Genomic DNA, 12,551 nt, shown 5'->3' on the forward strand with positions numbered 1-12,551 from the left:
CCGGACTCACAGGGGGAATCGCAGCCGGGCCTGCGCAGTTACACAACCGGAGGGTGCTTCGTGCGGCACCGCACCATCGCACCCGGCCGAACAACCGCGCAAGATCCGAATGTCGGATGCCACGAGGCGCGCGCGGCCTGTCCAAGGCAGGGGCGCACCGGCCGTGGCGGCCATCCTCGGCGGACCGGAAAGCCGTCAGTCGACCACGACCACCCGGTTCGGCAACTCGTCCGGGTCGCCGGGCTCCGCGGGGAGATGTTCCGCCAGGCAGGCGCCGACACGCTCGACCGCCGCCGTCAGGCCATCCTCGACGGCGCCGCGACCGAGGGCCGGGACCAGCTCGGCGAGGATCCCGTCCCAGGCGGTGGGCGGGATCTCCCGGAGGACGCCGAGATCGGTGACGATCTCCGCGTGCCGCTCGGCGAGCGACAGGTAGAGCAGTACGCCGATGCGGCGGCGCGTCAGGCTCAGGCCTCGGGACCAGAAGGCCCGGCGGGCGGCCTCCCGGGCGCGGGCCCGGCGCAGCTGGCGCGGCACGAGGGCCATGCGCAGCCGCTCGTTCTGGCTTGCGACGAGGATCGCGGCCACGAGGGCCGCCTGCGCCAGCAGGATCGACGCGGCGCTCCAGGCCGTCAGGGCGATCAGCGGCCAGGGCAGGAGCAGCGCCGCCGCCAGGGTCGCGAGCAGGATCACGGAGCGATAGGCGCCGGCGCGCCGGCTGACCATCACGACGATCTCGCCGGATGTCCCGGCTTCCGCCCGGGCCACCGCGCGGGCGAGTCGCGCCCGCGCCTCCGGCGTCAGAACATCCGCGCGTCTACCAGTCACCGGAGGCTCCTCCGCCGCCCGACGAGCCGCCGCCGCCGGAAAAACCACCGTCGAAGCCCCCCGACGATCCGCTGTCCGAGAAGCCGCCGCCCCATCCGCCCGAGCCGGGGCCCGGCAGGATGACGAGGCCGCCGCCCCGCCCCGTCCTGCCGCCCCGGCTCATGCGCCAAGCGACGAAGAGCACGATCAGGAACAGGGCGATGAAGACCGCGACCTGGGCGGGATCGACCTCGTCGGCCCGCACCTGCGGCTTGCGTTGCCATTCCTGCGCGTCGCCCGACAGGATCGACAGGATGCCGTCGACGCCGGCATTGAGGCCGCCGAAATAATCGCCGGTCTTGAAGCGCGGGGTGATGGCGCTGGCGATGATGACCTTGGACAGGGCGTCGGTCAGCGCCCCCTCCAGGCCGTAGCCGACCTCGATCCGGACCTTCCGCTCGCTCGGCGCCACGAGCAGCAGGACGCCGTTGTTGGTCTTGGCCTGCCCGAGCTTCCAGTCCCGGAACAGGCGGTTGGCGTAATCCTCGACGGTCGTGCCCTGCAGGTTCGGAACCGTTGCAACGACCACTTGGTCCGAGGTCTTGTCCTCGTGCGCCTTCAGCTTGGCGTCCAGCGTGCCGCGCTGCTCCGGGGTGAGGATGCCGGCCGCGTCGATCACGCGGCCGGTCAGCGCCGGGAAGGTCAGCTCGGCCGCCAGCGCCCCGATCGCGGAGACCGTCAGGCAGGCTGCCAGGACGGCGAGCGACAGGGCGAGGCGCGCCCGGACGGGCATGGTCCGCCCCATGGTCCGCCCCCTGTGCCGCACCCTAGAACTTCACGTTCGGCGGCCGGTCGGCGTTCGGCGTCGCCGTGAAGGTCTCCATCGGCTTGGCGTCGGGATACAGGATCGCCGCGATCCAGCGGCCCGGGATCGTGCGCACCTCGGTGTTGTAGGCCTGGACGGCGGTGATGTAGTCGCGCCGCGCCACCGCGATGCGGTTCTCCGTGCCCTCGAGCTGGGATTGCAGGGCGAGGAAGTTCTGGTTCGACTTGAGGTCGGGATACTTCTCCACTGTCACCAGCAGGCGGCCGAGCGCCCCAGAGAGCTGGTTCTGGGCGTCCTGATACTCCTTGAACTTCTGCGGATCGCTGACCGTGGAGGCGTCGACCTTCACGCTGGAGGCCTTGGCGCGGGCCTCGGTGACCCCGATCAGCACGTCCTTCTCCTGCTGGGCGTAGCCCTTCACGGTCTCGACGAGGTTGGGGATCAGGTCGGCCCGGCGCTGGTACTGGTTCTGCACCTCGCTCCAGGCGGATTTGGCCTGCTCCTGCAGCGTCGGCACCCGGTTGACCGCCCCGCAGCCGGAGAGGCCCGCGGCCACCAGGATCACCGAGAGCACGCCGAAAAGGCGCGCCGCAGGCGATGTCCGGCGCCCCGCACCGGCCGTCAGCGTCGTTCCCATATCGTCCCCCATCTGCCGGCCGAGACTCGGCCGCTTGATCACGAACACGAGAGATAAGCGCCGGAACCGCCAAGGTAAGGTCCCCGCGTCCTCGGCCTTGAAGGATTGTGGTGCCGCCCGGTAAGGGCCTCGGCAACGGACCGGGTCGGCGCACGTTCGGACCTCGGGTCGGTCATCGGGTGGACCCATCGGCGCGGCGCCGCGGAGACCGGGAATGGATGCAGCACTCGCCGATCATGTCCGGGCCGCCAGCGCCGCCGCGCGGCGCCACGCCCTGGCGTACCGGGCGCCCTCCGGCAAGGACGCGCTGCCCTGGTCGATCATCGAGGCGTTCGACGCCCGGGTCCGCGGCCACCTCGCCCGCGACCCACGGATCGAGGACGAACGCGACCGGGTCCTGATCGCCGCGGTGAAGCTTGCCGAGACGCCGGTCGAGGAGGGCGAGGAGAGCATCGCCGAGGCGCGCGCCCATCTCGTCGACGCGATCGACTACCTGGAACAGGCGGTGCTGCGGCTCGGCCTCGTCAACCGGGAGGGGGCCAAGGCCGGTCTCGGCACCTACGGCCAGCCGGTCGGATCCCGCGACTGACGGCACGCCTGACCGAGCCGTCACCGGATGTCCGCCGACCTGCCCGCGGCCGCAACCCTCAGCCGCCTCGACCTGAAGACCCTCCGGCTGTTCGCGGCCATCTGCGCAGAGGGGACGCTGAACGGCGCGGCCCGCCGGGCGGCGATCGCGCCCTCGGCGGTGAGCAAGCGCCTCGCCGAGCTGGAGCACGCGCTGGGCTGCACCCTGCTCACCCGCGAGCCGCGCGGCATGCGGCTCACGCCGGCGGGCGAGACCCTGCTGCACCACACCCGCCGGATGCTGGCGAGCGCCGAGCAGATCGCCCTGGAACTCGCCGAGCACGCCCGGGGCGTGCGCGGCTTCGTGCGGGTGCTCGCCAACCTCTCGGCCATCGTGGAATTCCTGCCCGAGGACCTGCAGGCCTTCCTGGCGGCGCAGGCCGGGATCCGGGTCGACCTCGAGGAGCGCCCGAGCGGCGGCGTCGTGGCCGGCGTCGAGGAGGGACTCGCCGATCTCGGCCTCTGTGCCGACAACACCGACACCCGCAGCCTCACCGCCTACCCGTACCGGAGCGACCGCCTCGTCCTGGTGATGCCCGTCGGGCATCCGTTGAGCCGCCGCGGCGCCGTCGCCCTGGCCGATACCCTCGACTACGACCATGTCGGGCTGCACGCGGAGAGTTCGATCTACGCCGCCCTGCGCGACGAGGCCCGGCGCCTCGGCCGGCCCCTGCGTCTGCGCATGCACGTCCCGAGCTTCGACGCCATCTGCCGGATGGCGCAGGTCGGCCTGGGTCTCGGGACCGTCCCGGAACATGTCTACGCCCTGCTCGGACCGCCGATGCGGCTCGCCGCGGTGCCGCTCACCGATCCCTGGGCGGCGCGCACGCTGCGCCTCGTGGTCCGGCCCGGACCGGTATCCCCGGCGGCGGCGCTCCTCTTGGACCATCTCCGGGCCGCCGGGCGCTGAGTCTGCGTTCTCCGCTCGCGAACGCACGATGATGCATGGCGTTTGGACTTCGCGGCGGGAACGGCCGTATTTTCCAGGCAACCAAAGATGGAGGAAAGCCGTGTCCGGTCCGCTCAGCGGTATCCGCGTTCTCGAGCTTGGTCAGCTGATCGCCGCGCCCTTCGCCACGCGGCTGATGGCCGAATTCGGCGCGGAGGTCATCAAGGTCGAACCCCCGGGTGAGGGTGATCCCCTCCGGAAGTGGCGCAAGATGCACGAGGGCACCTCGCTCTGGTGGTACCTGCAGTCGCGCAACAAGAAGTCGATCGCGGTCAATCTGAAGTCTCCAGATGGCCTCGACATCGTCAAGCAGCTCGCCAAGAGCGCCGATGTCGTGGTCGAGAACTTTCGGCCCGGCGGTCTGGAAAAGCTCGGGCTGGGCTGGGACGTGCTCTCGGCGCTCAACCCCAACCTCGTGATGGTCCGCATCTCGGGCTACGGCCAGACCGGGCCCTACCGCGACCGGCCCGGCTTCGGCGCCATCGGCGAGTCGATGGGCGGCATCCGCTTCACCACCGGCAGCCCGGAGGCTCCGCCGGCGCGGGTCGGCGTCAGCATCGGCGACACCCTGGCCTCGCTCCACGGCGTCATCGGCGCGCTGATGGCCCTGCTGCGGGTCAAGACCGGACAGGGCGCGGGCCAGGTCATCGACGTCTCGCTCGTCGAGAGCGTGTTCAACGTGATGGAGAGCCTCGTTCCCGAATACGACCTGCTGGGCGAGGTCCGCACCCGCACCGGCGGCGCCCTGCCGGGCATCACCCCGTCGAACACCTATCCGACGCGGGACGGCGGTTACGTGGTCATCGCCGGCAACAGCGACCCGATCTTCCGCCGCCTGATGACGGCTATCGGCCGGCCCGACCTCGCCGACGACCCGGCACTGCGCAACAACGAGGGCCGCTCGCAGCAATCCGCGATGCTCGACGGCACCATCGCCGACTGGTCGAAGACCAAGACCGTCGAGGAGGCGCTCGCCGTCCTCGACGCCGCCGACGTGCCGGCCGGCCGGATCTACTCGGTGGCCGACATCGTGGCCGATCCGCACTATCAGGCGCGCGACATGATCCTGCAGGCGGAACTGCCCGGCGGGACCGCGGTGAAGATGCCCGGCATCGTGCCGAAGCTCTCCGACACGCCCGGCGAGGTCCGCTGGCAGGGGCCGGCGCTGGGCGCCCACACCGATTCCGTGCTCGCCGAGCTCGGTCTCGACCCGGCGCGCATTGCCGCGCTGCGCGAGAAGGGAGCCGTGGCATGAGCGGCGACACGCTGATCGTCCAGGAGGTCGCCACCCGCGACGGCTTCCAGATCGAGCCGGTCTTCGTGCCGACGGCGGAGAAGATCCGCCTGATCGACGCCCTGGCGGCGGCCGGCTTCAGCCGGATCGAGGTCTCCTCCTTCGTCTCGCCGAAGGCCGTGCCGGCGCTCGCCGACGCGGCCGAGGTCTTTTCCGGGATCCGGCGTCGGCCCGGGACCGTCTACGTCGCCCTGGTGCCGAACCCGAAGGGCGCCGAGCGGGCGCTCGCCGCCAAGGTCGACGAGATCAACCTCGTCGCCTCGGTGAGCGAGACCCACAACCGCGCCAACATGGGCATGAGCCCGGCCGACTCGATCGCCGGCTTCGCCCGGATCATGGATTCGGTGCGCGGCGCCCCGGTCAGCACCAACGCCACGGTGGCGACCGCCTTCGGCTGCCCGTTCGAGGGCGACCAGCCGGTCGACAAGGTCGTCGCGCAAGTGGAGCGCTACCTGTCCCTCGGCATCGACGGGGTGACGCTGGCCGACACCACCGGCATGGCCAATCCCCGGCAGGTGGGCCGCCTCGTCGCGCGGGTCCTGCCGCTGGTCGGCCCCGGGCGCCTGACGCTCCATTTCCACAACACCCGCGGTCTCGGCCTCGCCAACGTGCTGGCCGCCTACGACGCGGGCGCCCGCCGCTTCGACGCGGCGCTCGGGGGCCTCGGCGGCTGCCCGTTCGCGCCCGGCGCCACCGGCAACATCTGCACCGAGGACCTCGTCAGCATGGCCCACGAGATGGGCGTGCCGACGGGCCTCGACCTTCCGGCGCTGATCGGCCTGTCGCGGGATCTGCCCCGCCTCGTCGGCCACGACGTGCCCGGCCAGGTCGCCAAGGCTGGACGCCCCTGCGATCTCCACCCGGCGCCGGCCAAGGCCGCCTGAGAGTGCGTTGACCCTGCGGCCGCGATCCCGCGCCACGCGAGGGAGATCCCGGTCGCGCCCTCATCCTGAGGTGCCGGAGCACAGCGGAGGCCTCGAAGGAGGTCTTCAGGCATCGCGCTTCGGACCGGAGGGCTCCTTCGAGACGGCTTCGCCGCACCTCAGGATGAGGGCGCGGGTTGGAGGCGCCCAGTCGAACAGGCTCTGAGCTCACCCGGGGCAAGCCGCCCGTCCGAAGGCGGCGCCCCCCACCACGTGTCCAAAAACAACAACACGGAGGAAACCATGACCGCAGCCCTGTCGGGTTCGCCGGCCGCCGTCGAGGCCGGTGCGGTGACGGAGACGAGCGTCGTCCGCAAGGTCGCGTGGCGGCTCATGCCGCTGATCATGATCTGCTACATGTTCGCGTTCTTCGACCGCATCAACATCAGCTTCGCCAAGTTCCAGCTCCAGAGCGACCTCGGCTTCAGCAACGTCGCCTACGGGCTCGGCGCGAGCATGTTCGTCGTCGGCTACGTGATCTTCGAGGTGCCCTCGAACCTGATGCTGTACCGGGTCGGGGCGCGCCGCTGGATCGCCCGGATCATGATCTCCTGGGGCATCGCCACCGCGCTGATGATCTTCATCCGAAGCGAGTGGCACTTCTACGCCCTGCGCTTCGTGATCGGCGCCATGGAGGCGGGTTTCGCGCCGGGCATCCTCTACTACCTGACCCTGTGGTTCCCGGCCTCGCATCGCGGGCGGATCACCAGCTTCATGTTCGTGGCCTCGGCCTTCTCGGGCATCTTCGGCGCGCCGGTGGCGGGCCTCATCCTCGGCGGCCTCAACGGCGTCGGCGGCCTCGCCGGCTGGCAATGGCTGTTCCTGGCGGGCGGCCTGCCCTGCCTCGTCCTCGGCCTGCTCGTGCTGACGCGCCTCGACGACCGGATCGCCGACGCCCGCTGGCTCTCGGAGCCCGAGAAGGCGCTCCTGTCCAGCCGCATCGCCCACCACAACCGCGAGATCGGCGACCATTCGCTCCTCGGGGCGATCCGGCAGCCGGGCTTCCTGATGATCGCGCTGATCTACTTCCTGCTCCAGATCGGCTCGTATGGCCTCAACTTCTGGGGGCCGGACCTGATCAAGACCGCGAGCGGCGGCCAGGCGGCCTCGGTGGGCTTCCTCACGGCGATTCCCTACATCTGCGGCGCGATCAGCATGGTCGTGATCGGGCGTCTCTCCGACGCCTCTGGCGAGCGGCCGAAATTCGTCGCGGGCCTCGCCATCACGGCGGCGCTCGGCTTCTTCGGCGCCGGCCTGTTCGACAAGCACATCGTGCCGCTGATGTTCGCCCTGGCCCTGCTGGGCGCCGGCATCGTCGCCTCGATCCCGACCTTCTGGACGCTGCCGGCCAAGCTCGTCACCGGCGTCGGCGCGGCGGGCGGGATCGCGCTGATCAACACGCTGGGCCAGTTCGGCGGCATCGTCAGCCCGGTGATGGTCGGCTGGGTGAAGGACCTGACCGGCTCGACGACGCCGGCCCTGTACGGCATCGGGGTGCTCTGCCTCGTCGCCGCCGGGCTCGCGCTCTTCGCCATGCCGGCGAGCCTGCGCCGGAGCGACAGGGCGGCCTGATCCGGCCGCATCGGGCGTCCCGGGCCGACGGGCTACGGGACGCCCACCAGGGCCGCCTGCCGATACGCGCGGGGCGCTGCCCCGTGGCGCTCCTTGAAGCGGCGGGCGAAGTGGGCTTGGCCGGCGAAGCCGCAGCCATAGGCGAGCAGGCCGATCGACAGGTGCGCGCAGGCCGGATCGGCCAGCCGCCGGGCGGCGGCTTCCAGATGGGCCTTGGCGCGCTGGACCACGACGCTGCCGTTGACGGGCTGGGGCACCTCCCGGGCCAGCGGCTCCGAGAGACCGGCGATGATCAAGTCGATGCCGATCTCCGTCATGCGCGCGGCTGCGGCTGCCCCGAGACGGTCGCGGACACGGATCAGCTCGCTGAAGACGCTCATTGCCAGGCTTGCGGATGCGCGATCGGCGCCGACGGTCAGGGCCGTGTAGAGCCGGGCCGGTCCGAGCCGCGATCCAGACGGTCGCGCGGCACATCCAGGATCCGGCGACTGTCCGTCTCCGTCATCACCACCAGCGGCTGACGATCGACCAAGACGAGGGAGCCGACCTCCGCGCGTTCCCGCTTGGCCGCAAAGGGCTCTGCTTGGAGCGTCCGAAGCTCGACCGTCATGAGGGGGCCGGAGATGATCTCCCGCCACCGTCGGACGCTGTCCTGCGGTGGAAGACCGGCGGTTGAGAACAGAGTCTGCACGGATCGATCCCCGCGACGCCGGGATGGGGGAAGAGAGCGGTCGGCTGCGGGACGTCGTCGGGCGGAGCAGATCCCGCACGGCCGTGCCCGGACCCGGCAGACGGCACCGGTGAACCGTCCCGGGCTGGAGCCCGACAGGCGGCCGCCGACGCCGAAAATGAGTTCGGATGCCGATCTTGGCGGCCGAAAACAGTGAATGCCGCGGTAACCAATTCGAGGATCGGTCGCCCTGCGCGACGGATCAAAAAACCTCGCGCTCACGGACAAACCCCGGCCCGCTCATATTGTATATTATCTGCAACCTCAAGAATTGGCGCGATATCAACTTGAGGTAGCAATTCTCCGGCCTTCGATCCGGCACCCTGATCAACGTCTGCGGTCTCGGTTCACCCCGACCGGCAGTCGTGGATCAGGCGCATGGTGCCAGGCCTTTCAATGGTGATGTCTCCTATGGATAACCTCAGCGCAGCCCGTTCAACGTTCATGTTGGAGAAGGTCGGCGCCATCGTCGCCGCCTACGTCTCGCGCAACGCGATCGACGTCGGGGCCCTGCCGGCTCTCATCGACCAAGTGCATTCGGCGATCGCAGTCCTCCGCCGCGACCCGTCGGGTTCGGGGGCAGGCGGCCTGAGCCAGGAGCAGGTCGACGCCTCGATCCAGGAAGCGGGCCTGATCAGCTTCATCGACGGCCGCGCCTACCAGACCCTGAAGCGCCACCTGACCGCCCACGGCCTCACGCCCGAGCGGTACAGGGCCAAGTACGGCCTGCCGGCCGATTACCCGATGGTCGCCCCGGGCTATGCGGCCCGGCGTTCCGAGATCGCCCGGGCGATCCAGCTCGGCCACAAGGCGGGGTGAGTGATGGTGCCCGCCTCGTCCCCGGGCCCCGCCCGGACCCACAAGCCTCCCCCCGGGGCGGCCTCGAAGGATGCGCTGTATCGCATCGCCGGGATTCTCGACGTGCCGGTGGCGAGCTTCTTCCCGGATGCCGACCGGCCCGACGCGGCCATCGCCCAGGCGGCCGACCTCGTCTCGGCGTTCGTGGCGATCGAGAATCCGGCCGCGCGCCGGACCTGCCTGGCCTTCGTGCGGGCGATGGCGGGTTCCTGAGGGGGCCGACGGAAGCCGGAGACCGGGCTGCTCCCCATGGGATGACGCCCGGTCTCCGGCCAGCCGGCCAGACGCCGGATCAGAACATGTGGCGCAGGAGGTAGAACAGCACGGCCGCGAGGGTGATCGCCGCCGGCAGGGTCAGGATCCAGGCGAGTGCCATGTTGCGCACGGTGGCCATCTGCAGGCCCGAGCCGTTGGCCGCCATCGTCCCGGCGACACCGGATGACAGGATGTGGGTGGTCGAGACCGGCAGGCCGTAGAGTTCGGCCAGCCCGATCGTGCCGGCCGCGACGATCTCCGCCGAGGCACCCTGCGCGTAGGTCAGGTGGGTCTTGCCGATCTTCTCGCCCACCGTGACGACGATGCGTTTCCAGCCGACCATGGTGCCGAGGCCGAGGGCGAGGGCGACGCAGACCTTGACCCAGCCCGGGATGTAGCGCGTGCCGTCGTTGAGCAGGCCCGCGTAGCGCTTGAGGGTCGCCTTGTCGGCCTCCGAGAGATCGGCCCCGGAGCCCGGCAGCACGCGCACCGCGTCGGCGGCGAGGTACATGTCGCTGCGCAGGTTCTGGGTCTGGGCGGCCGGCACCGTGCGGATCGCGCCGTAATTCTTCACGCTGGCGGCAATGTCGTTCGCGAGCGCCGCCAGCGCGGCGTAGACGGGCGGCGCGTTCAGGTCCTTGGTCTTCAGCGCTTCCGTCACGGTCCGGCGCGCGGCGGCGGCGTCCGGCACCTCCGCGCCGGGCGCCCGGGCGGAGAACACCGCGCCCGCCGCCGTCGAAGCCTGCACGAAGGCGGGCGTCGTGTCGTCCGCCATGGTGCGGTTGAGCGCGTAGGCAGTGGGGGCGGCGCCGATCAGGATCAGCATGATCAGGCCCATGCCCTTCTGCCCGTCGTTGCCGCCGTGGAAGAACGAGACCAGCGTGCAGGTGAGGATCAGCAGGCCGCGGATCCACAGGGGCGGCGGCGCTTCGCCCTTCGGCGCCGCGTAGAGATCCTTGCGGCGCACCGCGAATTTCAGGGCGAGCAGCAGCAGCGCCGCCAGCACGAAGCCGCAGACCGGCGAGAACAGCAGCGCCTTGAAGACGTTGAGGGCCTGGCTCCAGTCGACGCCCGCGGTGCCGTCGCCGCCGTTCATCAACTGGTTGGCGAGGCCGACGCCGAGCACCGAGCCGATCAGCGCGTGGGACGAGGAATTAGGCAGCCCGAACGCCCAGGTTCCGAGGTTCCAGAGGATCGCCGCCAGCAGCAGCGCGAAGATCATCGCGTAGCCCGCATGCGAGCCGACATTGAGGATCAGCTCCACCGGCAGCAGCGTCACGATGGCGTAGGCCACGGCGCCCGAGGAGAGCATCACGCCGAGGAAGTTGAAGACGCCCGACCAGATCACCGCGACGAGCGGCGGCATCGAGTGGGTGTAGATCACCGTGGCGACCGCATTGGCGGTGTCGTGGAAGCCGTTCACGAACTCGAAGGCGAGGGCGATCAGCAAGGCGAGGCCGAGCAGCGCGAAGGCGCCGTAGGCGAGGGGCGCCTCGCCGACGGCGTTCATGTCCGCGATCAGGCTCAGCACCGCGTAGCCGAGGCCCGCCACCAGCACGAGGAGGAAGGCGACCACCCCGCCGAGATGCAGTCCGTGGTCGAGGCGCGGGCCCCCTACCTGCCGGCCTGCGACCGCCCCCGACGGCGCCACGGCGGAATCGGACATGAACCCTCGCGCGGAATCATTCGTGATGGTGAGCCGGGATTAAAATGTGCCCGTGACGGTCGGGTGACGTCGATCCCGCGTCCAGCCTCGCGCAACGGCATCCGGCCGAAGCGATTTGCGGGATTTCGTCCCGTCCCCAGTGTCCGGGCCGTCCCAGTGTTCGGGCCGCCGAGGATGGGCGGTCTGTGCCGGGCCCGTTGCGATGACGGACGGCCATCGCCCCGATCCTCATGTCATGACGGCACGCGCTACAAGGTTAAGACGAAGATGAGTCATGATATGATTTGCGCCGGCAAAGTTTTGATCCTGTTGCTGGCAGGATACAAATGTAAGCTTTTAGATTTGTGACTGGATTATGACGAAGGCGAGCGCGTAGAGTTCGCTAAATCTCCGGCTCGCAGGCTGAATCGCCGCGCGCTTTGGGGGTTGGCATGACATTTCGATATGGCGTCTCGATCGTGGCGTTGGCGGTCGCTGCCTTCGGACCGGGCGCGCAGGCACAGACGGCCAACACGACCGCTTCGGACGTCAATGTCCTCAATCTGCTGGCGCCGTACCTGACGCTCAACACGACGGCGACCGGTCAGCAGACGCTGCAGCTCAACCTGGCGCAGTCGATCGCGATCAACACCGCCGCGGGGCTCGCCCAGCAGCAGCTCGCGATCAGCGACAAGAACCTGCTGGGCTCGGCGCGCAACGACCTGTCCTCGGCCGGGCTCGGGACATACGGCGTGGCTGCAAATCTCGCGGGCGGCCTGCCGGCCCAGACGCCGATCAACGGCATCGTTCCGCAACAGCTCGTCGGCGGCCTGGGTGCCCAACTCGGCCCGATCTACCAGCGCGGGGTCGAGCAGGGCGCGAGCGGACCCCTGGGCAGCGTGGTCAATCTGCTGGCCGGTGCCTACGGTTTCACAGGCAACAACCTGGGCGTCGCCAAGAACTACTATGCCAACGGCGCGGCCAACAATCCGAGCGTGACCCCGGCCAACTACGTGGCGGTGCCGGCCGTGGCGCCGGCGGGCTACAGCCTGCCCACCGCCAACGGGCTGCCGAACACGACCAACAGCGTCTACGACCTCGCCTACGGCGTGACCAACACGCAAGCCGGCCAGGATGTCTACGGTTCCTCGCGGCCCGTCCAGGCGGCGCCGGCCCGGTTCAACACCTTCGACCCGACCGCGCTCAACGGCATCGCCACGAACCCGTCCTTTCCGAGCGGGCACACCACCTACGCGTTCACCGACGGCATCCTGCTCGCGATGCTGGTGCCGCAGCAATACCAGAGCATGCTGGCCCGGGCGGCCGACTACGCCAACAGCCGCATCGTCCTGGGCGTGCACTACCCCCTGGACATCATCGGCGGACGGGCGCTCGCCACCTACGACCTCGCCCAGGCCTTCACCAACC

At 70.2% G+C, this 12,551-nt stretch carries 13 protein-coding genes and 1 pseudogene; 8 read left to right on the top strand and 6 right to left on the bottom strand.

Annotated elements, in window-relative coordinates:
• Positions 1-195 precede the first annotated feature (195 nt).
• Genes A3862_RS12305 through A3862_RS12315 form a run of 3 tightly spaced genes read right to left on the bottom strand, consistent with a single transcriptional unit; the run spans position 196 to position 2,270 of the window.
• A complete protein-coding gene (locus tag A3862_RS12305) occupies positions 196-828 on the bottom strand; it encodes a TPM domain-containing protein (protein WP_043759144.1) in 633 nt (210 codons plus the stop codon).
• A complete protein-coding gene (locus A3862_RS12310) occupies positions 818-1,612 on the bottom strand; it encodes a TPM domain-containing protein (protein ID WP_043759142.1) in 795 nt (264 codons plus the stop codon). The genes A3862_RS12305 and A3862_RS12310 overlap by 11 nt, the downstream gene beginning before the upstream one ends.
• A 22-nt stretch (positions 1,613-1,634) precedes the next feature.
• Entirely contained in the window at positions 1,635-2,270 is a 636-nt protein-coding gene (locus tag A3862_RS12315) for a LemA family protein (protein ID WP_043352562.1), read from the bottom strand.
• Positions 2,271-2,484: 214 nt separating this feature from the next.
• On the opposite strand from A3862_RS12315, the gene A3862_RS12320 reads away from it, so the two are divergent.
• From A3862_RS12320 to A3862_RS12345, 5 genes are all read left to right on the top strand, one after another.
• Positions 2,485-2,859 (top strand): hypothetical protein, encoded by a 375-nt coding sequence (locus A3862_RS12320; RefSeq protein ID WP_043385305.1) that lies wholly within the window; start codon positions 2,485-2,487, stop codon positions 2,857-2,859.
• Positions 2,860-2,886: 27 nt separating this feature from the next.
• Entirely contained in the window at positions 2,887-3,807 is a 921-nt protein-coding gene (locus A3862_RS12325) for a LysR substrate-binding domain-containing protein (protein WP_043352554.1), read from the top strand.
• A gap of 100 nt (positions 3,808-3,907) precedes the next feature.
• Positions 3,908-5,101 carry a CaiB/BaiF CoA transferase family protein gene (locus A3862_RS12330; RefSeq protein WP_043352553.1) on the top strand — a complete coding sequence of 398 codons (1,194 nt, stop codon included), beginning with the start codon at positions 3,908-3,910 and terminating at the stop codon, positions 5,099-5,101.
• Positions 5,098-6,024 carry a hydroxymethylglutaryl-CoA lyase gene (locus A3862_RS12335; RefSeq protein ID WP_043352552.1) on the top strand — a complete coding sequence of 309 codons (927 nt, stop codon included), beginning with the start codon at positions 5,098-5,100 and terminating at the stop codon, positions 6,022-6,024. The genes A3862_RS12330 and A3862_RS12335 overlap by 4 nt, the downstream gene beginning before the upstream one ends.
• A gap of 282 nt (positions 6,025-6,306) precedes the next feature.
• Positions 6,307-7,635 carry an MFS transporter gene (locus tag A3862_RS12345; RefSeq protein ID WP_043352551.1) on the top strand — a complete coding sequence of 443 codons (1,329 nt, stop codon included), beginning with the start codon at positions 6,307-6,309 and terminating at the stop codon, positions 7,633-7,635.
• A 32-nt stretch (positions 7,636-7,667) separates the two neighbouring features.
• On the opposite strand, the gene A3862_RS32510 is transcribed toward A3862_RS12345, so the two are convergent.
• Together A3862_RS32510 and A3862_RS32515 are read right to left on the bottom strand one after the other, a co-directional pair.
• Positions 7,668-8,015 (bottom strand): helix-turn-helix domain-containing protein, encoded by a 348-nt coding sequence (locus A3862_RS32510; protein ID WP_051976161.1) that lies wholly within the window; start codon positions 8,013-8,015, stop codon positions 7,668-7,670.
• A gap of 35 nt (positions 8,016-8,050) precedes the next feature.
• Complete coding sequence (locus tag A3862_RS32515; RefSeq protein ID WP_052083674.1) at positions 8,051-8,326, bottom strand: hypothetical protein; 276 nt, start codon at positions 8,324-8,326, stop codon at positions 8,051-8,053.
• A gap of 483 nt (positions 8,327-8,809) precedes the next feature.
• Between A3862_RS32515 and A3862_RS12355 the strand changes: the two genes are divergently transcribed.
• Positions 8,810-9,184 (top strand): MucR family transcriptional regulator, encoded by a 375-nt coding sequence (locus A3862_RS12355; RefSeq protein WP_269466598.1) that lies wholly within the window; start codon positions 8,810-8,812, stop codon positions 9,182-9,184.
• A 3-nt stretch (positions 9,185-9,187) separates the two neighbouring features.
• Positions 9,188-9,436 carry a hypothetical protein gene (locus tag A3862_RS12360; protein ID WP_043385309.1) on the top strand — a complete coding sequence of 83 codons (249 nt, stop codon included), beginning with the start codon at positions 9,188-9,190 and terminating at the stop codon, positions 9,434-9,436.
• Between the two features lie 79 nt (positions 9,437-9,515).
• On the opposite strand, the gene A3862_RS12365 is transcribed toward A3862_RS12360, so the two are convergent.
• Entirely contained in the window at positions 9,516-11,144 is a 1,629-nt protein-coding gene (locus A3862_RS12365; protein ID WP_043759139.1) for an inorganic phosphate transporter, read from the bottom strand.
• Positions 11,145-11,575: 431 nt separating this feature from the next.
• Between A3862_RS12365 and A3862_RS32060 the strand changes: the two are divergent.
• Positions 11,576-12,463: pseudogene (locus A3862_RS32060) on the top strand (autotransporter domain-containing protein); the annotation flags it as partial.
• Positions 12,464-12,551 lie beyond the last annotated feature (88 nt).

This window comes from Methylobacterium sp. XJLW (assembly GCF_003254375.1).
Classification (GTDB): Bacteria; Pseudomonadota; Alphaproteobacteria; order Rhizobiales; family Beijerinckiaceae; genus Methylobacterium; species Methylobacterium fujisawaense.